The 24,041-nt window shown below is 64.3% G+C and carries 23 protein-coding genes; 9 read left to right on the plus strand and 14 right to left on the minus strand.

Annotation, left to right across the window (positions count from 1 at the left end):
• Positions 1 to 97 precede the first annotated feature (97 nt).
• The 3 genes from QYE47_RS10295 to QYE47_RS10305 all read right to left on the minus strand — a co-directional run bounded on the left by QYE47_RS10295 (position 98) and on the right by QYE47_RS10305 (position 2,273).
• Positions 98 to 688: an HAD family hydrolase gene (locus tag QYE47_RS10295; protein ID WP_014592481.1), complete on the minus strand. Its 591-nt coding sequence runs from the start codon at positions 686 to 688 to the stop codon at positions 98 to 100.
• Positions 685 to 1,554 carry an acyl-CoA thioesterase II gene (gene tesB, locus QYE47_RS10300; protein ID WP_070384381.1) on the minus strand — a complete coding sequence of 290 codons (870 nt, stop codon included), beginning with the start codon at positions 1,552 to 1,554 and terminating at the stop codon, positions 685 to 687. The genes QYE47_RS10295 and tesB overlap by 4 nt, the downstream gene beginning before the upstream one ends.
• Before the next feature lie 149 nt (positions 1,555 to 1,703).
• The gene (locus QYE47_RS10305; RefSeq protein WP_070384382.1) at positions 1,704 to 2,273 is read right to left on the minus strand and encodes a GNAT family N-acetyltransferase; all 570 of its coding nucleotides are present in this window, start codon (positions 2,271 to 2,273) and stop codon (positions 1,704 to 1,706) included.
• 179 nt (positions 2,274 to 2,452) lie between these two features.
• Between QYE47_RS10305 and QYE47_RS10310 the strand changes: the two genes are divergently transcribed.
• The 3 genes from QYE47_RS10310 (at position 2,453) to QYE47_RS10320 (ending at position 5,648) form a co-directional block, all read left to right on the plus strand.
• Positions 2,453 to 3,139, plus strand: a complete 687-nt coding sequence (locus QYE47_RS10310) for a histidine phosphatase family protein (protein ID WP_070384383.1) — start codon at positions 2,453 to 2,455, stop codon at positions 3,137 to 3,139.
• A gap of 207 nt (positions 3,140 to 3,346) precedes the next feature.
• Positions 3,347 to 4,261 (plus strand): histone deacetylase, encoded by a 915-nt coding sequence (locus tag QYE47_RS10315; protein WP_026031969.1) that lies wholly within the window; start codon positions 3,347 to 3,349, stop codon positions 4,259 to 4,261.
• 148 nt (positions 4,262 to 4,409) lie between these two features.
• Positions 4,410 to 5,648 carry a TIGR03862 family flavoprotein gene (locus QYE47_RS10320; protein ID WP_019438913.1) on the plus strand — a complete coding sequence of 413 codons (1,239 nt, stop codon included), beginning with the start codon at positions 4,410 to 4,412 and terminating at the stop codon, positions 5,646 to 5,648.
• A 105-nt stretch (positions 5,649 to 5,753) separates the two neighbouring features.
• Here QYE47_RS10320 and QYE47_RS10325 read toward each other — a convergent pair whose 3' ends face one another.
• From QYE47_RS10325 to QYE47_RS10345, 5 genes are all read right to left on the minus strand, one after another.
• Positions 5,754 to 7,085 carry a DEAD/DEAH box helicase gene (locus tag QYE47_RS10325; protein WP_014592486.1) on the minus strand — a complete coding sequence of 444 codons (1,332 nt, stop codon included), beginning with the start codon at positions 7,083 to 7,085 and terminating at the stop codon, positions 5,754 to 5,756.
• A 55-nt stretch (positions 7,086 to 7,140) separates the two neighbouring features.
• On the minus strand, positions 7,141 to 8,061 hold the full coding sequence (yedA, locus tag QYE47_RS10330; RefSeq protein ID WP_070384384.1) for a drug/metabolite exporter YedA: 921 nt from the start codon (positions 8,059 to 8,061) through the stop codon (positions 7,141 to 7,143).
• A gap of 139 nt (positions 8,062 to 8,200) precedes the next feature.
• On the minus strand, positions 8,201 to 8,812 hold the full coding sequence (locus QYE47_RS10335; protein ID WP_014592488.1) for a PolC-type DNA polymerase III: 612 nt from the start codon (positions 8,810 to 8,812) through the stop codon (positions 8,201 to 8,203).
• Positions 8,813 to 8,821: 9 nt separating this feature from the next.
• Positions 8,822 to 9,301, minus strand: a complete 480-nt coding sequence (locus tag QYE47_RS10340; protein ID WP_004576858.1) for an NYN domain-containing protein — start codon at positions 9,299 to 9,301, stop codon at positions 8,822 to 8,824.
• A 161-nt stretch (positions 9,302 to 9,462) separates the two neighbouring features.
• Complete coding sequence (locus tag QYE47_RS10345; RefSeq protein WP_014592489.1) at positions 9,463 to 10,221, minus strand: DUF2076 domain-containing protein; 759 nt, start codon at positions 10,219 to 10,221, stop codon at positions 9,463 to 9,465.
• A 167-nt stretch (positions 10,222 to 10,388) separates the two neighbouring features.
• Here QYE47_RS10345 and QYE47_RS10350 point away from each other — a divergent pair, with 167 nt between their 5' ends.
• The gene (locus QYE47_RS10350; RefSeq protein ID WP_010955396.1) at positions 10,389 to 11,045 is read left to right on the plus strand and encodes a YciC family protein; all 657 of its coding nucleotides are present in this window, start codon (positions 10,389 to 10,391) and stop codon (positions 11,043 to 11,045) included.
• Positions 11,046 to 11,131: 86 nt separating this feature from the next.
• Complete coding sequence (locus tag QYE47_RS10355; protein ID WP_014592490.1) at positions 11,132 to 11,650, plus strand: hypothetical protein; 519 nt, start codon at positions 11,132 to 11,134, stop codon at positions 11,648 to 11,650.
• A 69-nt stretch (positions 11,651 to 11,719) separates the two neighbouring features.
• On the opposite strand, the gene hrpB is transcribed toward QYE47_RS10355, so the two are convergent.
• Positions 11,720 to 14,248 (minus strand): ATP-dependent helicase HrpB, encoded by a 2,529-nt coding sequence (hrpB, locus tag QYE47_RS10360; RefSeq protein WP_070384385.1) that lies wholly within the window; start codon positions 14,246 to 14,248, stop codon positions 11,720 to 11,722.
• Positions 14,249 to 14,364: 116 nt separating this feature from the next.
• Here hrpB and QYE47_RS10365 point away from each other — a divergent pair, with 116 nt between their 5' ends.
• Positions 14,365 to 14,784, plus strand: coding sequence for a hypothetical protein (locus QYE47_RS10365; protein WP_014592516.1), 420 nt, complete (start codon positions 14,365 to 14,367; stop codon positions 14,782 to 14,784).
• A 22-nt stretch (positions 14,785 to 14,806) separates the two neighbouring features.
• Positions 14,807 to 15,679: a cation diffusion facilitator family transporter gene (locus QYE47_RS10370; RefSeq protein ID WP_014592517.1), complete on the plus strand. Its 873-nt coding sequence runs from the start codon at positions 14,807 to 14,809 to the stop codon at positions 15,677 to 15,679.
• 157 nt (positions 15,680 to 15,836) lie between these two features.
• Here the strand turns inward: QYE47_RS10370 and QYE47_RS10375 are convergent, their stop codons facing one another.
• The gene (locus QYE47_RS10375) at positions 15,837 to 16,673 is read right to left on the minus strand and encodes a DUF6515 family protein (RefSeq protein ID WP_014592518.1); all 837 of its coding nucleotides are present in this window, start codon (positions 16,671 to 16,673) and stop codon (positions 15,837 to 15,839) included.
• A 395-nt stretch (positions 16,674 to 17,068) separates the two neighbouring features.
• On the opposite strand from QYE47_RS10375, the gene QYE47_RS10380 reads away from it, so the two are divergent.
• Together QYE47_RS10380 and QYE47_RS10385 are read left to right on the plus strand one after the other, a co-directional pair.
• Positions 17,069 to 17,545, plus strand: coding sequence for an Lrp/AsnC family transcriptional regulator (locus QYE47_RS10380; RefSeq protein WP_003249795.1), 477 nt, complete (start codon positions 17,069 to 17,071; stop codon positions 17,543 to 17,545).
• A 54-nt stretch (positions 17,546 to 17,599) separates the two neighbouring features.
• The gene (locus QYE47_RS10385) at positions 17,600 to 17,803 is read left to right on the plus strand and encodes a DUF2788 domain-containing protein (RefSeq protein ID WP_003249787.1); all 204 of its coding nucleotides are present in this window, start codon (positions 17,600 to 17,602) and stop codon (positions 17,801 to 17,803) included.
• A gap of 112 nt (positions 17,804 to 17,915) precedes the next feature.
• Here QYE47_RS10385 and QYE47_RS10390 read toward each other — a convergent pair whose 3' ends face one another.
• The 4 genes from QYE47_RS10390 to QYE47_RS10405 form a co-directional block, all read right to left on the minus strand.
• Positions 17,916 to 18,548 carry a pseudouridine synthase gene (locus QYE47_RS10390; protein WP_014592519.1) on the minus strand — a complete coding sequence of 211 codons (633 nt, stop codon included), beginning with the start codon at positions 18,546 to 18,548 and terminating at the stop codon, positions 17,916 to 17,918.
• Between the two features lie 6 nt (positions 18,549 to 18,554).
• Positions 18,555 to 20,018, minus strand: coding sequence for an AMP nucleosidase (gene amn, locus QYE47_RS10395; protein ID WP_014592520.1), 1,464 nt, complete (start codon positions 20,016 to 20,018; stop codon positions 18,555 to 18,557).
• A 105-nt stretch (positions 20,019 to 20,123) separates the two neighbouring features.
• A complete protein-coding gene (locus QYE47_RS10400; protein ID WP_301158953.1) occupies positions 20,124 to 21,776 on the minus strand; it encodes an acyl-CoA dehydrogenase family protein in 1,653 nt (550 codons plus the stop codon).
• Between the two features lie 211 nt (positions 21,777 to 21,987).
• Entirely contained in the window at positions 21,988 to 23,973 is a 1,986-nt protein-coding gene (locus tag QYE47_RS10405) for a hybrid sensor histidine kinase/response regulator (protein ID WP_070384386.1), read from the minus strand.
• Positions 23,974 to 24,041: the final 68 nt, after the last annotated feature.

Raw genomic sequence — 24,041 nt, forward strand, 5'->3', positions numbered from 1 at the left:
CGCCCGCCCCCACAGGGGCACCACAGGGCCCGAGACGTGCGCAATACCTGTGGAAGCGGGCATGCCCGCGAAGAGGCCCGCATTGCCAACACAAGCGTCAGCCCAGCATCACCTTCAACGCCCGGCAATCCTCTGCATGCCAATCCACCAGCTCCGGCCAGGGGTTGTCCGGCAGGTTCACCAGCACCGTGCGCGCCCCCGCCGCCCGCCCGCAGTCCAGGTCAAAGCGGTAATCCCCCACCATCACCAGTTCGCTCGGCGTCACGCCCCAGGCGCTGGCAATCTTCAGCAGCCCATCAGGGCTAGGCTTCGGCGCAGCCTCGTCACGCCCGAGAATGTGTTCCACCGGGAAGCAGTCCGCCAGGCCAATGGCCTCCAGCGTTACATGCGCCAGCTCACGCGCATTGCGGGTCAGAATACCCAGCCGGCAGCCGCGCCCGGCCAACTCACGCACCAGTTCCACCGCCCCGGTGGCCGCCGTGGAGGCCGTTGCCAGGTCCCTTTCGTGCTCCAGCAACCAGGCATGCTTGGCCGCCGCTTCCTCTGCCGGCAAGGCCGCCAGGTGGGTGAGGATGTCGTGTTCGGCCGGGATGTCCAGCGCCACCCGAATGGCGGCAAAGTCGTGCACGGCCACGGTCAGGGTGCCGTCCATGTCGAACACCCAGTTGCGCACCTCGCCCAGGCTCATGCCCAGTCCTTGCGATGGCGAATCAGGCCTTCCTGGCTCGACGATGCCACCAGTTGCCCGGCCTGGTTGAAAATGCTGCCGCGGCAGAAGCCACGGGAATTGCCGGCCCAGGGGCTATCGGTGGCGTACAGGAGCCACTCGTCGGCGCGCAGGTTGCCGTGAAACCACAGCGAATGGTCGAGGCTGGCGATCTGCATGTCGCGCTGCCACACCGATTTGCCATGGGGCAGCAACGCCGTGGTCAGCAGGCCGAAGTCCGAGGCGTAGGCCAGCATGTACTTGTGCAGGGCAGGCACGTCAGACAGGTTGCCGTCGGCGCGGAACCAGGCGTATTTCACCGGGTCGCCCGGCTTGGGGTTGAACGGGTCGCGCTCGGTGACCGGGCGGATCTCGATCGGCTTGGCACACAGCACCTTGTCGCGAATGCGCTCGGGTAACTGGTCGGCCATGGCACGGGCCAGTTCGACCTCGGTAGGCAGGTTTTCCGGGCCGACCACGTCAGGCATCTGCGCCTGGTGCTCGAAGCCTTCCTCGTCGTACTGGAACGATGCACTGCAGGTGAAGATGGTCTGGCCCTTCTGGATCGCCGTCACCCGCCGCGTACTGAAGCTGCCGCCATCGCGCACGCGGTCTACCGAGTACACCACTGGAAGGCTGGCATCGCCCGGGCGCAGGAAGTAGCCGTGCAACGAATGCACATGGCGCGCGTCCTCGACTGTCTGACTGGCAGCCGACAACGACTGGCCCAGCACTTGGCCACCGTAAAGCTGGCGGAAGCCCAGGTCCTGGCTACGTCCACGGAACAGGTTCTCCTCGATGGATTCGAGGCTCAACAGGTCGACCAGGTCGTCCAACACATGACTCATCGGCGGTTCTCCGTAGGAGCGAGCCTAGCTCGCGATGCGCCGCCCGAGCGGCGCTCGATTTCACAGGCGCTGAACGTGTTACGGGCAAGCGCCTTCCAAGTAGGCAAATGATACAGCGTTTGTCATTCGCGCCGGGCATGGCTGTGCATTCAGGCGCGCAGAGTGCGCTCCCAGTGCGCGCGATCGATCCGGTACAGCACATGCGGGCGCAGCGGGTGGCCGATGGGCAGGCGGGGGTGCTCGAAGCTGCCTTGCAGGTCCTGCTGCATGCCGATGGCTTGCATCACCTTCTGCGACGGCAGGTTGCATTCGCTGGTGAACGACACGACCTCCTCCAGGCGCAACTGGGCAAAAGCACAACGCAGGCAGGTCCACGCCGCTTCGCTGGCAAAGCCAAGGCCCCAGTGACGGCGTGCCAGACGCCAGCCGATCTCCACCGCCGGGGCAAAAGGCGCGTCGAAGTTGACATTGAGCAACCCGGTCATGCCGATGAACGCGCCACTGTCCTTGCGCTCCAGGGCCCACAAACCAAAACCGTACTCATTGAAATGCCCACGCACGCGGCCGATCAACGCAGCCGTCTCAACGCGCGTCAGCGGCGCCGGAAAGTAGCGCATCACCTGTGGGTCGGCGCACAGTGCGGCGAACTCGCGCAAGTCATCGTCATGCCATTGGCGCAGCACCAGCCGTGCGCTTTCCAGTTCAAGGATGGGGGTCATCGGGCCTGCTCCGGTTTACCGCCTTGCAGTTTACAGCGTAGGCGCGGGCGCGGGTTTCACCCAGCCGGCAACCGCCAAATGCAATTTTCACACGCCCTTCACCGGCCCCCGACAGGCCGCTTGGCAGGATGCCGCCATCCACCACCGCGCCAGCCGCGGTATTGCCAACGGAGCAACGCATGCTATCGAGCAACACCCTGGGGCACCCTGCCATTCATGCCCGGCGCAAGCGACGCCTGGCTCGCAAAGCCGTCGGAGCCGCCCTGGGCCTGTGCATGGTCGTGGCGGCGTTGACCACCTGGCTGGTGACGAGGACGCACATCGTGGACCTTGGCAACGAGCAACAACTGAGTGACAGCGGCCTGCTGCAGGACTGGGCCGACGGTGCGGTGATGGTGATGATCCGCCACGCCGAACGCTGCGACAGCGCCCCCGGCCCCTGCCTGGACGACCCCACGGGGATCACCCTGAGCGGCAGCCAGGCCGCTGCCCGCGTGGGCCAAGGGCTGCACCAGCTGGGCCTGAACAAAGCCGACCTGCTCAGCAGCCCGAAACTGCGCACCCGGCAAACCGCGCACTTCATCCTCGGCCAGGCGGTGGCCAGCGAGGACTGGCTCGAAAGCTGCGACAGCCAGTTCGCCAACGAAGCGCTTGCACACAAACGCGCGGGCCACAACCTGGTGCTGGTGACTCACAACGGCTGCATCGACCACTTTGCCCGCCAGCAGCACGTTGCCGGCGGCGAACGTCAAAGCAACTATGCCAGCGCCCTGTTCGTATCGGTGGATGGCAATGGCAAAGCACGCATCCTCGGGCGACTGAACGAACCTGACTGGCAACGCGTATTGGCCAGCACAGGAAAATAGCCTATGTGGGAGCGGCCTTGTGTCGCGATTGGGCTGCGCAGCAGCCCCAAAATTTCAGCGCAGATGCACACATTGCTGGGGCTGCTGCGCAGCCCAATCGCGACACAAGGCCGCACAAAGGGCCGGTACCGGCGCAAGAAACAGGAACTCCCATTGCAGTCACCCGTCATGGCAAGATCAGCACTGGCCCTGATTGCGACCCCATCCATGCCGTTGCCGCTGATCTACCACGAAGATTACAGCCCGGAGTTCCCCGCTGAACACCGCTTTCCGATGGACAAGTTCCGCCTGTTGCACGACCACCTGGTCGGCAGCGGGCTGACCACCGACCAGGCCCTGCTGCGCCCGGACATCTGCCCCAACGACATCCTCGCCCTGGCCCATGACCGCAGCTACATCGCGCGCTACATGAACGGCGAGCTGTCGCGCGAGGACCAGCGCCGCCTCGGCCTGCCCTGGAGCGAGGCCCTGGCTCGGCGTACCGTGCGCGCCGTCGGCGGCTCACTGCTGACTGCCGAGATGGCGCTGCAGCACGGCATCGCCTGCCACCTCGCCGGTGGCACCCACCACGCCCATTACGACCACCCCGCCGGCTTCTGCATTTTCAACGACCTGGCGGTGATCAGCCGATACCTGCTGGAAGCAGGCCGGGTACACCGGGTGCTGATCTTCGACTGCGATGTGCACCAGGGTGACGGCACCGCGCGCATCCTGCACGACACGCCCGAGGCCATCACCGTGTCGCTGCATTGCGAGCAGAACTTCCCTGCCCGCAAGGCACAAAGCGACTGGGACATCCCCCTGCCCCGAGGCATGGGCGACGCAGCCTATCTGAAGGTGGTGGACGACGCCCTGAACTACCTGCTGCCGCTTTATCAACCCGACCTGGTGCTGTATGACGCCGGTGTCGACGTGCACAAGGACGACGCCCTGGGCTACCTGCAGCTGACCGACGCAGGCGTTGCCGCCCGTGACGAAGCCGTGCTGCGCCACTGCCTGGGCCGCGATATCCCGGTGATGGGCGTGATCGGCGGAGGCTACAGCAAGGACCGCACAGCCTTGGCCAGACGCCACGGCATCCTTCACCACAGCGCGGCACGTGTCATAGGTTGTTCACAATGACTGTGGAACCGCTTGTGGATAACCTGCGCGAAAGGCGCTGCAGCCCTTTACTGGCAAGGCCTGCGTGACACTGGCTATTTTTTGACCAGTGCTTCCATGGGCAGCGCTGCGGTAGAATGCGCCTCTTTTCCACAGCCTGCTGCCCACCATGCCCGATCTGACCCCCGCATCCCCTCCCCCCGCTGTCGTCATCGGTGGCGGCCCCGCCGGCCTGATGGCTGCCGAAGCACTGGCCAGGGCAGGCCTGGCGGTCGAGGTGTTCGATGCCATGCCTTCAGTGGGCCGCAAGTTCCTGCTGGCGGGTGTCGGCGGCATGAACATCACCCATTCCGAGCCCTACCCGGCGTTCGTGGCACGCTATGCCGAACGCCAGGGCGAAATCGAGGCCCTGCTACGCGACTTCGATGCGGACGCGTTGCGCCAGTGGATTCATGGTTTGGGCATCGAAACCTTCGTCGGCACCTCGGGCCGGGTGTTTCCCACCGACATGAAAGCCGCACCGTTGCTGCGTGCCTGGCTCAAGCGCCTGCGCGACAACGGGGTAGTTATCCACACCCGCCATCGCTGGTTGGGCTGGAACACCGATGGCAGCTTGCGAATTGCTTATCCACAGGGCGAACGGCAGGTGAAAGCCTCGGTCGTGGTGCTGGCGCTGGGTGGCGCCAGCTGGGCGCGCTTGGGTTCTGACGGCAGCTGGCAACCGCTGCTGGCAGAACGGGCTGTGGATATCTCGCCTTTGCAGCCGAGCAACTGCGGTTTTGAAGTAGAGGGCTGGAGCGCGCTGCTCAAGGACAAGTTCGCGGGCGCACCGCTGAAGAACATCGCCCTCAGCGTCCCGGGCAGCGCACCGCGCAAGGGCGAGTTCATCCTCACCGCCCAAGGTGTGGAAGGCAGCCTGGTGTATGCCTGGTCGGCACCGGTACGCGAGGCCATCCACCGTGAAGGCCGCGGGGTACTGTTGCTCGACCTGCTGCCGGACAAGCCTGTGGACAAGATTGCCCAGGCACTGGCCAAACCGCGCGGTTCACGCTCCATGGCCAAGCACCTGCACAGCCAGCTGGGGATTGATGGGGTCAAGGCGGCACTGCTGCGCGAACTGACCGATCAGGCGACCTTTGCCGACGTTGATGCTTTGGCCCGGGCCATCAAGGCATTACCCATCACCCTGGTACGCACGCGGCCGCTGGATGAAGCGATCAGCAGTGCCGGCGGGGTCCGCTTCGAGGGCCTGGATGAGGGGTTGATGGTCAAGGGAATGCCGGGGGTGTTCTGTGCCGGCGAGATGCTGGACTGGGAGGCGCCGACCGGGGGGTATCTGCTCACGGCGTGCTTTGCCAGCGGCTTGCGCGCCGGGCGGGCAGCGGCAGATTGGGTGCGGGCTTCCTGACAGCTTGCCGGGGCTGCTTCCACAAGTACTGCGTCAATCCAGATTGTGCAGCCCATGTGGGAGCGGCCTTGCGTCGCGAAAGGGCCGCAAAGCGGCCCCAAAACCTCAAGGCTTGCGCTTGCGCGGCCCACCATTGAAGCTCGGCACCTTGCGTACAGCCTTCACCGCCGGTTCCGCACTGCCAGCTTCACTGCTGTCCATCCAGCGCCCCAGCCCGCGCTTGGCGCTGTTTTCTTTCGGCTTCTTGGGCTTCTTCGGTTTCTTGATAACCTGCCCACTGGCATCGGTCATCGGCACCCGGTGCTCGGGGATGAAATCCGGCTCTTCATGACGCGGCAGGGTCTGCCGGGTCAGCACCTCGATAGCCGCCAGCAGTTGCACTTCATCCGCACACACCAGCGAAATCGCCTCGCCCTTGTTGCCCGCCCGCCCGGTACGCCCGATGCGGTGCACGTAGTCTTCGGCAACGATCGGCAGGTCGAGGTTGACGACCAGCGGCAAGTCATCGATATCCAGGCCACGGGCCGCCACATCGGTCGCCACCAGCACTTGCACCTCACGGGCCTTGAAGCTGTCCAGCGCACGCTGGCGGGTCGCCTGTGGGCGATCACCGTGGATGCCGTCGGCATTCACGCCTTCAGCCAGCAAGCGCTCCACCAGTTGGTCGACGCCATTGCGGGTCTTGGCGAACACCAGCACCTGCTTCCAGCGCTGTTTGCGCAGCAGGTGGCAGAACAGGTCGGCCTTGCGCTTCTTGTCCACAGGCACCAGCCACTGCTTGACGCTGGCGGCCGTGGCGTTGCGCGGGCTGACTTCGATACTGAGAGGGTCATTCAGCGCAAGCCCCGCCAGCATGCGAATCTGATCGGAGAAGGTGGCGGAAAACAGCAGCGTCTGGCGCTTGCGTGGCAGTGCCGCATACACCGACTGCAGCTCTTCGGCAAAGCCCAGGTCAAGCATGCGGTCGGCTTCATCCAGCACCAGTGTCTGCACCTGGTTGAACTTCACGGCGTTCTGCCGGAACAGGTCGAGCAAGCGGCCGGGGGTAGCCACCAGCAGGTCGACACCCCGGCGCAGGCGCATCATCTGTGGGTTGATACTGACCCCGCCATACACCGCGTAAGTACTCAGCGGCAGGTTCTCGGCGTATTCACGCACGTTGTTGTGCACCTGCTCGGCCAGCTCACGCGTGGGTACCAGTACCAAGGCGCGGATCGAGTTGCTGGCCACCTTCTCGCCCTCCAGCGCCAGGCGCTGCAGCACAGGCAGGGCAAAGCCTGCGGTCTTGCCGGTACCGGTCTGGGCTGCGGCCATCAGGTCGCGGCCGGCCAGCACGGCGGGGATGGCTTTGGCCTGCACCGGGGTCGGGGTGGTGTAGTCCAGTTGCTGCAGCGTGCGCAGCAGCGGTTCGATCAGGCCGAGTTTGGCGAAATTCATGGCAATACCGTCAGGGGGTTCAGCGAAGGCGGCAAGTTTACCGCATCGCCCCTGCCTACTTGCAGATTTCACCTTTCAACGGTGGCACAGGTTCAGGCGCCTTGCGCCACTGCGGCAAGCCGACCAGCACCACCGCGCCGATGATCACTGCCATCGCCACACACTCTTCAGCGCCAATCTGCTCACCGGCAAAGACGATCCCCAGCAGCACCGCCACCGCCGGGTTGACGTAGGCGTAGCTGGTGGCCGCTGCCGGACGCACATGCTTGAGCAGGTACATGTAGGCACTGAACGCCAGGATCGAACCGAAGAACACCAGGTAGGCCAGCGCACCCCAGCCAGCGGCGGTCGGCAGCTGTGTCATGCGTTCGCCCGATAGCACACTGCCCAGCAACAGCACCGCACCCCCGACCAGCATTTCCGCTGCGCTGGCCATCGGCCCCTGGGGCAGCGGCAAGGTCTTGCTCCACACCGAGCCAAACGCCCAGGACGCCGCCGCGAAGATGATCAGCGCCGCACCTATCGGGCTTGCCTGCAGGTTGGAGCCCAGGTTCAGCAGGCCGATGCCCACCAGCCCAAGGGCTATCCCCGCCCACTCCAGCTTCGAATTGCGGTGCCCGAACAACAGGCCGAACAGCAAGGTGAACAGCGGCACCGTCGCCACCGCCAAAGCCGCCACGCCCGAAGCCACGCCGGCATGCTCGGCCACGGTCACCCCGCCGTTGCCACAGCTGAGCAACAAGAAACCGATCGCCCCTGCCGCCCGCCATTGTGGCCAGGTAGGTGCCGGCACGCCGCGCCAACGCAGGAAGCCGTACAGCAGCCCCCCGGCGATCAGGAAGCGCACACCGGCCATGAGCATCGGAGGCCAGCTCTCGACGCCGATGCGAATGAACAGGTAAGTGGAACCCCAGACCAGATACAGGGCCAGGAAAGCGCCAATCAGCAGCAGCGGGAAACGACGGGAGGCAGGCATGGGGAAAACTCGAAATCCGTTTACGGGTGACTCAGTTTAACGGCCTGCCTGGGTGAAGGGACGTTACAGAACGGGTGCAAATGAGCGGCACAATTCTGGTGCGTTCGACGCAGGCGATAGTTCCCCAGACGTTCACTTGCTAATCCCTGCAGTACTTGGCCAGCGCTTCGCGCAGCTTCGCAGCCGGGGTCTTCTGCAGCCGGCAAAGCAGCTCGTGCGACAGTTGCTGAACCCCGTGGTCCTGGCGCAACACACCCGCCAGATGCTGCAGCAGGTTGGCGGCCATTTCGGCATCGGCCATGGCCCGGTGCGCAGTCCCCGTGTCCGGCAACCCAGCCCAGCGTGTCAAAGTGCCCAGCTTGTGGTTCGGCGCCGCGGGCAGCAGGCGCCGTGACAGCAACAGGGAACACGCGAAGGGCTGGCTGCGGCTGCGGCCAATACGGCTTAGCTCGTAGTCCCAGAACTTCTGGTCGAAAGCAGCGTTGTGCGCCAACAATGGGGTGCCACCGACGAACTCGGCCACCTCGTTCATCACTTTCTCCACCGGCGGCGCACTGCGCAGCATGGCGGTGGTGATGCCGGTCAGCCCTGCGACGAAGGCCGGTACCGGCACGCCAGCGTTCATCAGGCTCTGGTAGCGCTCGACAATGCGCCCACCTTCAAGCATTACCACCGCCACCTCGGTGGCACGGCAGCCGGTACCGGGGGAAATGCCGGTGGTTTCAAAGTCGATGACAGCGATACGTTCCATGAAAAGACCTTAGTGTTTAAGCAACAGCGCGCCTTCGATGGGCACGTAGCGGGTGGCAGCACGGATCAGTGACAACGCCGTCAGCCCCGGTACGCCATACACCACCGCTTCGGTGCCATGGCGCTGGATTACCCGTTCCAGCAGCAGGTCGAAATCACCGTCGCCGGAGGCCAGCACCACCTGGTCGACCCGGCTGGCCGCGTCGATCACATCCAGGGTAATGCCCACATCCCAGTCACCTTTGGCCGAGCCATCGCTGCGCTGGATGAACGGTTTGAGGCGCACATCGAAACCGAGGTTGCGCAAGATCTGCTGGAACTGCTGCTGTTTGCTGTCGCCACGGTCGATGGCATAAGCCACGGCCTCGACGATCTGGCCTTCGCGGCTGACATCGGCCCACAGGGCGGTGTAGTTGAAGTGGCAGCCGTGGGCCTGGCGCACGGTGTAGTAGAGGTTCTGCACATCGGCGAACAACGCGATCTTTTTCACCTGGGAACCTCATTTTTGGCCTGGAGTGCTGCGGGGGCTGCTGCGCAGCCCTTCGCGGGCACGCCCACCCCCACAGGTATCGCGCGTACACCTGTGGGAGCGGGCGTGCCCGCGAAGGGGCGCAAAGCGCCCCCGGAAATGCCAGCAGTATGCCAGACCTGTCAGACGTAAGAATCGTCGTCCGAGAAGAACCCGCCGTCATCGCTGCCAAAACCACCGTCGGCGTATCCACCCTGGTCACTGCCCCAGCCACCGTTGTCAGCCACTTGCTCCTGCCCGCCCTGGTCGTTCCAGCCGCCACTGTCGCTGGCTGGCGCCGGCTCTTCCTTGATGACCTCGACCACTTCTTCCGGTTGCGAGTTGTGGTTGAACAGGCTGCTGATCCCCTGCGCCAGCAGCACACCACCGGCCACACCGGCGGCGGTCTGCATGGCCCCGCCAAGGAAGCTGCTGGCCCCGCTGCGCGCAGGCGCGGCGCCATAGCCAGGCTGCGGCGTCTGAGGTTGGCCAAAACCAGGTGCCGACGGCTCGCGCCAGCCACCACCGGACGCTATAGGGGGCGCCGAAGGGCGCTGTGGCTGCACCGCCGGGGCTGCGTTGCGCCCACCCGAACCAAAGATGCTGGACAAGAAGCCACCCCCGCCATTGCTCGGCGCACTGCTGGCGGCTTGTGCCGCCTGAGCCTGGGCACGGGCCTGCTGCAGCTCGGCTTGCAGCTGCTTGTTCTGTTCGTCGAGGCGCTTGATTGCAGCCTCCTGCACCAAAATCGCCTGGGCCATGTAGTAAGGCGCCGCCGGTTGCTGACGCACGTGCTGCTCGATGCACGCCTGGGCTTGCGCGTCACGCGGCTGGCTCGGGTCTTCGGCTTGCTTGAGGCGGCCGAACAGGCCGTCGATCAGGGTTTGTTCTTCAGTGTTCATGGGGCGACCTCGTGGGGTAGCGGGACATCGGACAGCGTCAAAGATGGGGCGTACAGGCGCGGGATTCAATCACTGCTGCGGTGAAACTTTTTTCAGCAAGTGACAGCCCCAGGCCTGCTTTGGGCTAAAGTTAGGCCCCTGTTTTTACTGCCATGCGATGTTGACTGATGAATCCGCTGAGCGTTTTGCGCGACTCCTTGTACTTCTTCCGCCGTCACCTGCCAAACATCCTGCAGCTGTGCCTGCCGCTGGTGGTGGTGGAAGCCCTGCTCACCCAATTGCTGGACCGGCAGCTGGGCGACCAGGCATCACCGGCCTACGGCATGCTGGTCAGCCTGTTGTTCTACCCGCTGTACAGCGCAGCCCTGATCCTGTACCTGGACACGCGCAGCAACGGCCAGGAAATCGCCAAGCGCGACCTGTTCGCCCGCGCCCTGCAGCTGTGGCCGCAACTGGCTCTGCTGATCCTGATCAGCTCGCTGCTGATCATGGCCGGCCTTGCGCTGTTCATCTTCCCGGGGGTGTGGATCATGATCAACCTGGTGTTCGCCGAGTACCTGCTGGTGCTGCGCGGCCGGCCGGTGGTGCAGGCGATGCGCGAAAGCGCAAGCATGACCACCGGGCATTTCATGCGCATCATGATCTGCGTCTTAGGCGTGCTGGCACCGATCTGGCTCATCGACGGGCTGCTGTTGATGGCCTTCCCCGAGCCATCACCTGGGATGGAACTGGCCATGGACAGCCTCAGCGGCTTCCTGCAACTGTTCAGCACCGTGGTGCTGTACCGCCTGTTCATGTTGCTGGAAGGTGAAGCCAGCACCTGAGGCCACCGGGGAATGTTTTCGACCTGCCGGGCTGCCCAGCCCTGGCGCCAGAGTGCACATCCTCAATGCTATTCAAGGAGTGCACCATGAACGAAACCATTCAGGCCGGGTACGCCAGGTCTTTTCGCGGCAAGCTGTACATGCGCGCCGTCGACCGGGACATCCCGCTACGCCTCAGCCGCAGTACAGACAAGTTCGGCTGGGGCATTACCCCTGAGGATGACTGGTTGCAGGCGGGGGGAAGGCAGGACTCGCCGGTGATGGACTTTCATTACCACTCGCGGACCAACGATCGCCTGCACTACCGCATCAGCATGCCAGGGCGCCCGGAGACCAAGAAACTAGGGGTCAGCCGCAATGGCTATCTGGGCTTTTACTGGCATGCAGACGTTAGCGAATACTGGAAAATCGAGCCGCTGGCGCTGACAGATGAAGGCCTTGTCTGCCATCTGCGCGACCAGCGGGGCTACAGGGTCGGCGCCCTCACGGATACGCCGCACAGGAGTGGGGAGTGGGTAGCCTGGCTCAACGTCGAGGAAGGCGAAGTGATCACTTTCCTATTGAGGCAGGCAGATCGAGCTTCACTGGCGGGTGCAATACGATGAATGGCACCACCACTGACACGTGGTGACCAGAGCATGATTTTTTCGGCCTGCCGCACTCGGTGGTGTGCATCAGCGCCCTCTCGGCTTGGCCCTGGCGGTAGCCTCGGCCACCAGAGGGTCGTCCGGCCAGTAGTGCTTCGGATACCGCCCTTTCAGGTCTTTCTTAACCTCGGCATAGGTCGTGCGCCAGAAACTGGCCAGGTCCTGGGTCACCTGCACCGGCCGACGCGCCGGTGACAGCAGGTGCAGCTTGACCTGCTGCCGGCCATTGGCGATGCGCGGGGTGTCGGCAAGGCCGAACAGTTCTTGCAGACGCACGGCGAGAATCGGCGGGGTTTCGCTGTAATCCAGGCGGATGTTCGAGCCGGACGGCACGGCCAAATGCGCCGGGGCCTGTTCTTCCAGGCGCTGCGGCAGCGGCCAGGGCAGCAGGTTGCGCAGCATCGACGGCAAGTCCAGCGCGGCAAAGTGGCTGAGGCGCGATACTTTGCTCAGGTAAGGCTGTAACCAGTCTTCCAGGCTGGCCAGCAAGGCTTCGTCCCCCAGGTCAGGCCATTCGCTGTGGCCATCCTTCTGCAGGTCGAGCTGACGCAGCAGCGCCACACGTGCCTGCCATTGCCGCAGTTCCGGCGTCCAGGTCAGCAGGTTCAAACCTTTGCGCCGGACCAGGCCAAGCAGCGCTCGGGCCCTGGCTTCATCATCCAGCCCGGGCAACGGCTCGCGGCTGAGGACCAGTTCGCCAACCTTCACCTGGCGCTCGGCGCGCAACACCTGCTCGCGCTCGTCCCAATCGAGGATATCGACCCGCTCGACCTGCTCGGCCAGTACCCCCTCGAGCAACGCCGGATCGAATTCGGCAGCCAGATAGATCCGCTCCTCACGCTGCCCCTGGCGGCTACCCAGGTCGGCGATCACCAGCCATGGGCACTTCATCAATGCATCGACTTCGCCAAACAGGGCCGCACGGCCGTTGGCGAGCCGATACTCCGCCCCACCCGCCCGGCGCTGCTGGGCGACCCGGTCAGGGTAGGCCAGCGCCAGCAGGGCGCCCAGCCAGCGTGGGTGGTCCGGGTCGGCGACCGGCGCACCGACCTTGCCACGCAACAGGCCACGGTATTGCCGGGCCAGCTGACGAGCACGCTGCACACCCCCCTGGCCGCCACGCTCAGCCTTGCTCTCACCGCTGACCAGCGCAAGCCGGCTGTGCAAGTCAGCACCACCGCCACGCTGAATGTCCCGCTCCCCCAGCAGTGCAGCCACATCGCATGCCATCTGTGCCAGGCCCAGGTCCTGGCCGCGCAGCAACAAGTGCGCGATGCGTGGGTGAGCCGGCAGTTCGGCCATGGCCTGGCCATGTTCGCTGAGAGTGTCGCGGCTGCCCGGCTTGAAGGCGCTGAGTCGCGCCAACAGGTCCTGTGCCTGGGCGAACGCTGCAGCCGGTGGCTGGTCGAGCCAGCGCAACTGCTCGGGCGTTACACCCCAGCGCGCCAGCTGCAGGGCCAGCCCGGCCAGGTCGGCCTGGAGAATCTCGGCACTGCCATGGGCGGCCAGCTGGTCATGCTGGGCCTCGGACCAAAGGCGGTAGCACACGCCGGGCTCCAGGCGGCCGGCACGCCCCGCGCGCTGGGTGGCGCTGGCGCGGGAAATGCGCTGGGTGTCCAGGCGGGTCATGCCGCTGCCGGGGTCGAAGCGCGGCACCCGGGCCAGGCCTGCGTCGATCACCACGCGCACGCCATCGATGGTCAGGCTGGTTTCGGCGATGTTGGTGGCCAGCACCACCTTGCGCAGGCCCTTGGCCGGCGGGTCGATAGCGGCGCGCTGGGCATTGAGGTCGAGCTCGCCATGCAGCGGGCACAGCAGAATCTCGGGGCGCGCGCCCAGCGCCTCCTGAAGGCTTTGGTGAACCCGGCGGATCTCGGCTTGCCCAGGCAGGAACACCAGCACGCTGCCGGCCTGGTCAGCCAGCGCATGCAGCACGCAGTCCACCACCCGTGGCTCGATGAACTCGCCTGGCTGAAACGGCCGCCCCCAGCGGATATCCACCGGATGCATGCGGCCTTCGCTGCTGACCACCGGGGCATCGTCCAGCAACCGCGACAGGCGTTCGCCTTCCAGGGTCGCGGACATCAGCAGAATCTTCAGTGGCGGGTCGTCACGCAGCAACTCGCGGCCGTTAAGGCTCAGCGCAAGTGCGAGATCGGCATCCAGGCTGCGCTCGTGAAATTCGTCGAAGATCAGCAGGCCCACCCCTTCCAGCGCCGGGTCGGCTTGCAGGCGGCGTGTGAGGATGCCTTCGGTCACCACTTCGATCCGGGTTTTCGGCCCGACCTTGCTGTCCAGGCGGATGCGGTAACCCACGGTTTCCCCAACCTGCTCGCCCAGCTCACTGGCCAGCCGTTCGGCCGCTGCCCGCGCAGCCAGGCGCCGTGGCTCAAGCATGAGGATGCTCTGCCCGGCCAGCCATGGTTCGTGCAGCAGCGCCAATGGCACGCGGGTGGTCTTGCCAGCGCCGGGCGGCGCTTCAAGCACCGCTTCGTCACGGTTTTGCAGAGCCTGGCGCAAGGCGGGCAAGGCAGCATCAATGGGTAATGAAATCATGGTGGTCCTCGAACAGTCTCGCGAGTATAACGGCGAACCCAGCCTGCTCTATCATGGTCTTAACATCAGGTGCAGGCGCTTCGCTTGTCCTGCTGAACACCTTTTCGGAGATTTACATGCGCATCTCGACCCGCGTCATCGGTGGCGCCCTCATCGCCACCCTGCTGACACAACTGACGGCCTGCGGCACCATTTTCTACCCGGACCGGCGCGGCCAGATCGGCGGCAAGATCGACCCTGTGGTTGCCGCCATGGATGCCATTGGCATCCTGTTCTATGTAATCCCGGGGCTGATTGCCTTCGGTATCGACTTCGCCACCGGCGCCATCTACTACCCAGGTGGCCGCACTGCCCAGGTTGACCCGGCCAAACTGCAAGAAGCCGTCAGCCCGGATGGCAAGGTCGACAACCTGAAGCTGCAGGCCATTCTGGAAAGCGAACTGGGCCAGCGCCTGCCGCTGAACGACCCACGGCTTATCCAGCATCGAGGCAGCATCGAACAACTGGCCAGCCTGGGCCTGGTCCCGGCAGCCTGAGCCACACGGACACTGACCACGGATGATCACTACCCCGGCTGAACACCAGCGCCTGCTCCGCCTGGCCACGCGCGCGTCACTGGCGGTGGCCAGCATCCTGGTGCTGAGCAAGGCGCTGGCCTGGTGGCTGAGCGGGTCGGTGAGCCTGCTGGCCGGGCTGACCGACTCGGCACTGGACGCCGTGGCCTCGTTCCTCAACCTGCTGGCGGTGCACTACGCCCTGCGCCCGGCCGACGACGATCACCGGTTCGGCCATGGCAAGGCCGAGGCCTTGGCCGGTATGGCTCAGGCGCTGTTCATCGGTGGCAGTGCGGTGCTGATCGGGGTGCAGGCGGTCGAGCGCCTGTCCACCCCGCAACCGCTGGGTGATACCTCAATCGGTATCGCGGTGATGCTGCTGTCGCTGGTGCTGACGGTCGCCCTGCTGGCACTGCAGCACAAGGTAATCCGGCTCACCGGCTCTACTGCGGTACGGGCAGATTCCCTGCACTACCGTTCTGACTTGTTGCTCAACGGCAGCATTCTGCTGGCCCTGTTGCTGGCGCGTTTTGGCTGGCCGCAGCTGGATGCGCTGTTCGGCCTGGGCATCGCCTTTTACATCCTCTGGAGCGCGCTGCAAATTGCCCGCGAAAGTACGGCGATCCTGATGGACAAAGCGTTACCCAGCGACGTTGGCGAGGACATGGCTGCGCTGGTGCTGGCCGTTGTAGGCGTGAAAGGCGTGCATGACCTGCGCACGCGCGTGTCGGGCAACCAGTGGTTTGTGCAACTGCATCTGGAACTGCCGGGGCAACTGCCGCTGCATGAGGCACATAGCTTGTGCGTGGAGGCCTCGCGGGTAATCCGCCAGCGTTACCCACAGGCGGACGTGATGGTGCACGCCGACCCGGTATGAGGTAACCACCCATGCCCCACCGATTACGCAATCCCTTGTAGGCGCGGGTTCATCGCGAAAGGGCCGGGGCTGCTGGCCAATTTCCACCTGCCGATCACCGTTGCCGCCGCTACCGTATTCGCGGGTAAACCCGCTCCTACACAGTTCCGTGCAGGGATCAGTTGATGCTGTAACCCCGACCACTGAAGCAAGCCCCCAGCGCCCGCTGGTAGTGGCTGAGCACCGTGGCCGCCGGTGCGTACGTCGCCGTCGCCGGGTCGAAGCCTGACTGGCTCACCGCCCAGCGATGGCACTGGTAGCGGTCCTGTTCCTGCTGTTCCTGACCCTGGCCATACATCGGATAAGCCACCACGTCATACCCGCCATTTGTCGGGGCCACCGGCACGGGCGACGGCACGCCGACCGGCGGGTTGACCACCACATATTCCTGGCTGTCTGCCAGGTACTGGTAATAGGTATCGGCCACCAGAAAGAACAGCGCGCCACCCAACCACACTTCCCGCGCATAAGGCGGCAGGTAATTGACCCGTACGCCGTACGGCGGGGTCACCACGATGTAACTGCCCCCGTGCGGGCGGTACCAGTAACCCCCCGAGTAGAAATAGTCAGCGCCCCGGTAGGGTACTTTCCAATAGCGGTCAGAAAAATGGTCCACCGTGTGCCCTGGTCGATACTGCGGCCCAGGCCCCCAGCCATTGCCGTGGCCATCCGGGCGCCCGTGCCAGTCGCCACCGGGCCGTTGCCCCGGGCCACCGGCTTGCCAATGGTGATCATCACCGTGGCGGCGAGGAATGTCCTGGTAATACCCCTGGCGCGGCGGTTGGGTCTGGCGCACTTCGTCGCGCGAGTTGAGCGAGCGCCCCGGCCCCCCCTCACCTTGCACCTGCTGGCCACGTTCACCGGGCCCTTCGCCGGGCCCTTCAGCCAAGGCCCCAAGGCTGATGCTCAAACCCAGCAAACCAACACCTGCCAACTGCCAGATGCGCGACGTCATGGTGTTCCTCTCGGTAGAAAAAACTGCAACCAACGCCAGTCTACCGCGCCCACCACACAGGCCAATTAAAATTCCCGACATGAAAAAAGGGAGGCCACAGGGCCTCCCTTCAGGAATTGTCGTCCGTGCTCGGCACTTGTGGCGCCGGCTCACCTCACAGCGTCTTCTGGAAGCTGTGTAGCCCGGGGGCCTGCAGATCCTGTTGGATGGCTGGCCGCGACCGCCCGCCTAGGGCGCGTCGCCGTGGACTGATGTCCGGGCAGTGATTCTGGTGATAAAGATACCGGACAGGCTACGACAGAGGATTGCGAAGATTGCTCAGATAAATAGCACTTGCGCAATTTTTCACCCTGGATTGATAATTCGCAGCAATCCGAACAGAAAAGGCAAATGCCATGAGCAAACTTGACCGCTACGACCTGAGCATCCTCGCCGAATTGCAGCGCGATGCGCGCATTTCCAACCAGGAATTGGCCGAACGCATCGGCCTGTCGCCATCGCCATGCTCGCGTCGGGTCAAGCAACTGGAGGACGACGGCTACATCTCGCGCCAGGTGGCCCTGCTCGACCGCAAGAAGCTGGGCCTGAGCCTGACCGCCTATGTGCTGATCGGCATGGATCGCCACACCCCGGAGCGCTTTGAAACATTCGAGGCCGCCATCCGCAACCTGCCACAGGTGCTCGAATGCAGCCTGGTCACTGGCATGGATGCCGACTATCAGTTGAAAGTGGTGGTGCCGGACATGGACCATTACCAGAAACTGCTTCTCGGCAGCCTGACCCGTATCGAAGGCGTCACCAGCGTGCGCTCGAGCTTCGTGCTCAATCAGGTACTGGCCAGCACCGAGCTGCCATTGACCCACCTGCGTTAAATGCTTACGCCAGCCGACGTATAATCGGACGCTCAACCCGCCTGGAGAACACCGATGGATCCCGCCGTATTCGAAGAATGGATGATGATCATTCTGGTCACCGTGTTGATCGGTTTCATGGGCTTCATCGTCTGGGACCTGGCAAAAAAGTCAAAGGCAGGTAAGTTCGGGACGCTGATCCTGTTCTTCGTGCTGGGCCTGGGGGTGCTGGCCTTCATCATCAAAAGCGTGGTGGTGGGGTTTCTGGAAGGCGTATAAAAAATGTCAGGGCCATTCGCGGTCACGCCCACTTCAACCGTTGGCGCTGCCTTCAAGTACTGCGACGTCCCTGTGGGAGCGGGCGTGCCCGCGAACAGGCCCCTGACCTGAACTAAAGCTTGGCAGGGACCTCCCGCCAGCAACCCTGCTCTAGCCCATCCAGCGCCCAGTCACCAATGCGCACGCGCACCAGGCGCAAGGTCGGCAAGCCCACTGCTGCCGTCATCCGCCGCACCTGGCGGTTACGCCCTTCGCGAATCACCAGCTCCAGCCAGCTGGTCGGCACGCTCTTGCGAAACCGTACCGGCGGGTTGCGCGGCCACAGTTCGGGTTCTTCCAGGCGCCGCGCCTCGGCCGGCAAGGTCGGCCCATCGTTCAGCTCCACGCCATCACGCAAGCGCTGCAACTGCTCGTCACTCGGTTCGCCTTCCACCTGCACCCAGTAGGTTTTAGCCAGCTTGTGCTTCGGGTCGGCGATCCGCGCCTGTAGCCCACCATCATTGGTCAGCAACAGCAGGCCTTCGCTGTCGCGGTCCAAACGCCCGGCCGGGTATACGCCCGGAATGTCGATGAAGTCCTTGAGCGTCGCGCGCCCTTCACCATCGCTGAACTGGGTCAGCACGTCGAACGGTTTGTTGAACAGGATCAGGCGCGGCTCGGCGGGTGGCGCCTTGGCCTGGCGACGCGGGCCGGCGGCAGGCCGCGCCTGAGGGCGGCGCGGCTTGTTACGGGGTGGCAGTGACATGAATCCTCAGCGGAACGGCGGCTCATCGAAGCTGCGCAGTTTACGCGAGTGCAGCGAGTTGAGCTCGGTGCGCAGCAGGTCGAGGGCAGCAATGCCGATCTTCAGGTGCTGGCTGACCGCCCGGTTGTAGAAGGCGTTGGCCGAACCTGGCAGTTTGATCTCGCTGTGCAGCGGTTTGTCGGACACACACAGCAAGGTGCCGTAAGGCACGCGCAAACGGTAGCCCTGGGCAGCAATGGTGCCGCTTTCCATGTCCACCGCCACGGCACGCGACAGGTTGATCAGCGGGCGTTCCTGAGCCCAGCGCAGCTCCCAGTTGCGGTCGTCGTAGGTCAATACGGTGCCGGTGCGCAGGCGCTTTTTCAACTGCTCGCCACGCTCGCCAGTGACCTGCGCGGCGGCCTCCTGCAAGGCCATCTGCACTTCGGCCAGGGCCGGGATCGGGATATTCGGCGGCACGACCCGGTCCAGAATGCCGTCACGGCGCATATAGGCGTGTGCCAGCACGTAGTCGCCGATGGTCTGCGACTGCCGCAGGCCGCCGCAGTGGCCGATCATCAGCCAGCAATGCGGGCGCAGCACGGCCAGGTGGTCGGTGATGTTCTTGGCGTTGGATGGGCCCACACCAATGTTGACCAAGGTAACGCCATCGCCGTCGGCGGCGATCAGGTGGTAGGCCGGCATCTGGTAGCGGTGCCAGACCACGCTCGCCACCAGGGCCTGGGTTTCGCCATGATCCATGCCCTTTTCGATCACGACGTTGCCCGGCAGCACCATACGCACGAAGCGCGGGTCGTCACGCAGTTGTTCCAGGCCATGGCTGATGAACTGGTCGACATAGCGGTGGTAGTTGGTCAGCAGGATCCACGGCTGTACATGGCGCCAGTCGCTGCCGGTGTAGTGCACCAGGCGGCGTAGCGAGAAGTCGACGCGCGCGGCATCGAACAACGCCAGTGGCATGATTTCAGCACGGTCCCAGTCGTACAGGCCATCAGCGATGTTGTCGGTGGCCGCCGACAGGTCGGTGCTGGGGAACACCCGCGCCAGCTGCGCAGCGGTAATGCCGCTACCGGCCAGCTCGTCGCCCTGGTCGACCACATAGGGGTAAGGGATGTTCTGCTCGCTGACGCCGACTTCTACCGTAACGGTGTAGTCATGCATCAGCGGGCGCAGTTGCTCCAGCAGGTAGCCACGGAACGCAGCGGGCTGGGTGACGGTGACGCTGTAGGTGCCGGCAACCTGGACCTTGGCATAGGCGCGGGTGGTGGCGGCGACTTCGCCATGGCTGTAGTAGGTCAGGCGCAGTGCCGGGTAGCGGAACAGGTCGCGCTCATCGGTATCGGGCTCGGTACGGTCCTTCAGGTAACGCTTCAGGGCCTGACTAAGGGCACCTGTGGCCTGTTCATGCAAGGCCGCCAGACGGTCGACGGCCTGTTCGGGGGTATCAACGACTACAAAAGCGTGGCTCACACTGTGCTTCCTGTCTGGACATGCATGTGATCCATCTTGCCTGCCTTCTTGGTTAAATACACCCCCATTGATCGGTGTTGGGTTCATTCGCGGGCAAGCCCGCTGCTACAGCGGCCAGGCAGGCGTAGCCCTTGTTACCAATGCCATCACATCCACACCTCGCGGCAGCGCCCCGTACACCCGGCCACCACCGGCCAAGCGGCTGCCGATAAACGCATCACTGACGTCTGCATTCCCGGCCTCCAGCAGCAGCTTGGCCTGCAACGCCAGGGCAATATCCTCGGTCAGTTGCCGCGCGCGGTACTGCATGTCGCCGGTGTCGGCAAACGCCCCCTTGAGGTTGCCGATATGCGCCGCCAGGCGCGGGTCACCATACCCGTCACCCAGCTCGACAAACAGTGCATCGAGTACGCCCGGCTCCTTGGACAAGGCCCGCAGCACATCCAGGCACTGCACGTTGCCCGAGCCCTCCCAGGTCGAGTTGACCGGTGCCTCGCGGTACAGCCGTGGCAGAATGCTGTCTTCCACATAACCCGCGCCACCCAGGCATTCGGCGGCTTCGTTGATCATGGCCGGCGCACGTTTGCAGATCCAGTACTTGCCCACCGCCGTGACCAGTCGGGCGAAATGCGCCTGTTGCGGGTCGTCCAGTTGCTCCAGCGCCTGGCCCATGCGCAAGCTCAGGGCGAGCGCAGCCTCGCTTTCCAGGGCCAGGTCGGCCAGCACGTTCTGCATCAATGGCTGCTCGTTCAGCACCCGCCCGCCGACCTTGCGATGCGCGCAATGGTGGGCCGCCTGCGTCAACGCCTGGCGCATCAGCGCGCTGGAGCCGACCATGCAGTCAAATCGGGTCATGGCGACCATCTCGATGATGGTCGGCACGCCGCGCCCCTCTTCGCCAATCATCCACGCCAGCGCACCGCGGAACTCCACCTCGCTGGAGGCGTTGGAGCTGTTGCCCAGCTTGTTTTTCAGGCGCTGGATATAGAACTGGTTGCGGTTGTCATCGGGGCGGTGGCTCGGCAGCAGGAAGCAGCTCAGGCCTTTTTCGGTTTGCGCCAAGGTCAGGAAAGCGTCGCACATCGGCGCCGAGCAGAACCACTTGTGACCAACCAGCTCATAAGCCTGACCCGGGCCCGGCGCACCGACCGGATAGGCCCGGGTGGTGTTGGCGCGTACATCGGTGCCGCCCTGCTTTTCGGTCATGGCCATGCCCAGGGTGACCCCGGCCTTGTGCCGGTCGCCAACGTTGCGCGGGTCGTATTCGCAGGCAAGGATTTTCGGCAGCCAGTATTCCGCCAGCTCAGGCTGCAGGCGCAATGCCGGCACGGCGGCAAACGTCATGGTCAGCGGGCAGCCGGTGCCGGCCTCGGCCTGGCTGTGCAGGTAGGTCATCGCAGCCCGTGCAACATGGGCACCAGCACGGGGTTCGGCCCATGGTAAAGAAGGCAGGCCATGTTCGACGGCGGTACGCATCAGCTCATGGTAGGCCGGGTGGAACTCCACCAGGTCGATGCGATGGCCATAGCGGTCGTGGCTGCTGAACTCGGGTTTGTGCGCGTTGGCCAGGAAGCCTGCCTGCATCAGCGGGCCGCCGGCCAGGGCACCATAGGCGTCGATCCGCGACTCGGCCCAGCCCGCGCCAAAACGCCTTGACCATTCTTGCAATGGCAGGTCGAGGCGGTACAGGTTGGCGCCGTCGAGCGGCGGTGGCTGGTTGGTGACTTCGTGGGTTTCAGCGTACTGGTGCAGGCTCATCGGGGGGCTCCTGAATCCGGGTAGGCTTGAGAGACCCAGTGAAGCACTGCTTGCGGGGTAGTCAAAGGGGTATTAATGACTAAACGTGTGGTTGCTGGCGTGTGCGCGCGCGTAGGAGCGGGTTTACCCGCGAATACGGTGGTGGTGGCAGCGGTGAACGGCGGCTGGAAATTGGCCAGCAGGGCCGGCCCTTTCGCGGGTGAACCCGCTCCTACAGCGAGCGCCGCGCCTGCAACATGTGCGGGCTCTGCGCCTGCGAAATCGCCATGTTCAAACTCAACTCGAAGCGGCTACCCAACCCGCGCGTCGATTCATGTGCCAATCTGGCCCCCAGCAACTCCCCCATCTGCCGGCAAATCGACAACCCAATCCCCAAACCGCCATACCGCCGGGTCATCGAACCATCGACCTGGAAGAACCGCTGGTACAGGATCGACTGCTCCAGATCATCGAAACCGATACCGCTGTCGCTGACGGTAAAGGTCAACGCCAGATCATTCGGCCCCACCCGGCGGCCGCGCACCTGGATCATCACACCGCCCTGATGGGTGAACTTCAAACCGTTGTCCACCAGGCAACCCAGGCAGTGCGCCAGCTTCTGCCCGTCACCGAGCAACCCGTCCGGCAGGTCGGCCGGAATGTCCAGGCTCAGGTACAGGCCTTTGCCCAGCGCCTGCCCGGCATAACCGGCGCGCAAGCCCTGCAACAGGGCGCGCAGGCTGAACGGTGCCGGCTGCGCCCGCAGGCGGCCGGCCTGCAATTCGGACAGGGTAAGAATGGCATCGACCATATCCATCATGCCTTGGGCAGACCCCACTGCCGTGTGATGGTACTGAGCCATTTCAGCCCCCATCGGCAGGGTGTGCATCAGCTCGAGCGAGCCAATCACACCATTCATCGGGGTGCGCAGTTCATGAGTCACGCTGGCCAGGAACTCGTCCTTCAGGCGATTGCTCCTGGCCAGTTGCAGGTTCAGTTGCTCCAGCGTACGCCCTGTATCACGCAAGGTCTGCGCCTGCTGCTCGCGCAGGCTGTTGATGCGGTCGGCCAGCGCCAGCGACAGCAAGGCCACTTCCAAGGCCGAACCCAGCTGGCTGGCATACATGGTGATGAACACGTTCGGCAGGTAGCCCAGCACCATCAAGGTGTTGACCAGCCCGCCAAGCAGGAACGCCGTCCAGGCGATGATGAACCAGCGCGCCACTCGCAAGCCGCGCCACCAGGCATACAGGCCGGCGCTGAAGACGCTTATGGTGAACAGCAGCGCCAGCAGCGTGGCCATGCGCAGCGCAATGCCGTAGGGCATGCTCACCGCCAGTACCATGACCAGCGCCCCCCCCAGCATCAGCAGTTGCAACAGGCGATCAAAGCCACGGTTGATGCTGCCCAATTGCAGGAAGTGCCGGGCGAACTGGCAACCGAACAGCCCGGCTGCACCAATGAACAAAGGCGTGGAGGCATTCGCCCACCAAGGGCTGTCTGGCCAGAAATAGGCTACACCGGCGCCGTTCACCGAGACCTGGTAAAGGCCGAACGACGCGATGTAAAGGATGTAATAGAGGTAGCTGACGTCACGCACGCTGAGGTAGATGAACAGGTTGTACACCAGCATCACCAGCAACACGCCGTAGATAATCCCCAGCACATACAAGCGCGTGGGCTGCTCTTCCAGGTAGGCTTCAGGGGACCATAGCGCCAGCGGCACTTGCACCGAACCCTGGCTGTGCAGCCGCAGGTACGCAGTGGTCACCTTGCCAGGCGGCAATTGCAGTTCGAACAAGTAGTTGTTCTGCCGGATCTGCCGGCTGTCGTAAGGCAAGGCATCGCCGGTGCGCTGCGCCAGGCGGTACAAGCCGCTGCTGTCAGGCAGATACAGTTCGAGGTGATCCAGCGGCGGGTAGGCCAACTCCAGCAGCCATGACCTCGGGGCAGCGTTGGGCGCGGCAGTGGGGCGCAGTTCGAGCTTGAGCCAGAACACCGAGGTGGAGTAACCGGCGTTCAGCACATCCTCATGGTGGGGCTGAAAGTGTTTGGCGAAACCGGGGGCACTGACCTGAGCAATGCTGGCATTGCCATCGGGGTCTTCATAAACCTGCATGGCCTTGCCCAGTGGAAGGTGCCGGGTAGCGTCGTCGAAATCGACCGCTCCGGCCAGCACGGGCAGCAAACCCAGAAGCACAATCAGCAAATAGCGCATACAGCCCCAGCATGGCCTGTCCGGTCGCGTCGCGGTAGCCTCCCATCCGTTTGAGACGACGTGATCCT

The organism is Pseudomonas sp. 2,4-D, assembly GCF_030418155.1.
Lineage (GTDB): Bacteria > Pseudomonadota > Gammaproteobacteria > Pseudomonadales > Pseudomonadaceae > Aquipseudomonas > Aquipseudomonas alloputida.

Bases quoted from the DNA above. Each gene is read 5' to 3' on its own strand.
- QYE47_RS10375 (WP_014592518.1), bottom strand. From the start codon at position 16,673: ATGACGTCGCGCATCTGGCAGTTGGCAGGTGTTGGTTTGCTGGGTTTG.
- QYE47_RS10385 (WP_003249787.1), top strand. From the start codon at position 17,600: ATGGATCCCGCCGTATTCGAAGAATGGATGATGATCATTCTGGTCACC.
- QYE47_RS10355 (WP_014592490.1), top strand. From the start codon at position 11,132: ATGAACGAAACCATTCAGGCCGGGTACGCCAGGTCTTTTCGCGGCAAG.
- QYE47_RS10400 (WP_301158953.1), bottom strand. From the start codon at position 21,776: ATGAGCCTGCACCAGTACGCTGAAACCCACGAAGTCACCAACCAGCCA.
- QYE47_RS10365 (WP_014592516.1), top strand. From the start codon at position 14,365: ATGCGCATCTCGACCCGCGTCATCGGTGGCGCCCTCATCGCCACCCTG.
- hrpB (WP_070384385.1), bottom strand. From the start codon at position 14,248: ATGATTTCATTACCCATTGATGCTGCCTTGCCCGCCTTGCGCCAGGCT.
- QYE47_RS10315 (WP_026031969.1), top strand. From the start codon at position 3,347: ATGCCGTTGCCGCTGATCTACCACGAAGATTACAGCCCGGAGTTCCCC.
- yedA (WP_070384384.1), bottom strand. From the start codon at position 8,061: ATGCCTGCCTCCCGTCGTTTCCCGCTGCTGCTGATTGGCGCTTTCCTG.
- QYE47_RS10345 (WP_014592489.1), bottom strand. From the start codon at position 10,221: ATGAACACTGAAGAACAAACCCTGATCGACGGCCTGTTCGGCCGCCTC.
- QYE47_RS10320 (WP_019438913.1), top strand. From the start codon at position 4,410: ATGCCCGATCTGACCCCCGCATCCCCTCCCCCCGCTGTCGTCATCGGT.
- QYE47_RS10370 (WP_014592517.1), top strand. From the start codon at position 14,807: ATGATCACTACCCCGGCTGAACACCAGCGCCTGCTCCGCCTGGCCACG.
- QYE47_RS10310 (WP_070384383.1), top strand. From the start codon at position 2,453: ATGCTATCGAGCAACACCCTGGGGCACCCTGCCATTCATGCCCGGCGC.
- QYE47_RS10305 (WP_070384382.1), bottom strand. From the start codon at position 2,273: ATGACCCCCATCCTTGAACTGGAAAGCGCACGGCTGGTGCTGCGCCAA.
- tesB (WP_070384381.1), bottom strand. From the start codon at position 1,554: ATGAGTCATGTGTTGGACGACCTGGTCGACCTGTTGAGCCTCGAATCC.
- QYE47_RS10325 (WP_014592486.1), bottom strand. From the start codon at position 7,085: ATGAATTTCGCCAAACTCGGCCTGATCGAACCGCTGCTGCGCACGCTG.
- QYE47_RS10405 (WP_070384386.1), bottom strand. From the start codon at position 23,973: ATGCGCTATTTGCTGATTGTGCTTCTGGGTTTGCTGCCCGTGCTGGCC.
- QYE47_RS10380 (WP_003249795.1), top strand. From the start codon at position 17,069: ATGAGCAAACTTGACCGCTACGACCTGAGCATCCTCGCCGAATTGCAG.
- QYE47_RS10350 (WP_010955396.1), top strand. From the start codon at position 10,389: ATGAATCCGCTGAGCGTTTTGCGCGACTCCTTGTACTTCTTCCGCCGT.
- QYE47_RS10295 (WP_014592481.1), bottom strand. From the start codon at position 688: ATGAGCCTGGGCGAGGTGCGCAACTGGGTGTTCGACATGGACGGCACC.
- QYE47_RS10390 (WP_014592519.1), bottom strand. From the start codon at position 18,548: ATGTCACTGCCACCCCGTAACAAGCCGCGCCGCCCTCAGGCGCGGCCT.
- QYE47_RS10335 (WP_014592488.1), bottom strand. From the start codon at position 8,812: ATGGAACGTATCGCTGTCATCGACTTTGAAACCACCGGCATTTCCCCC.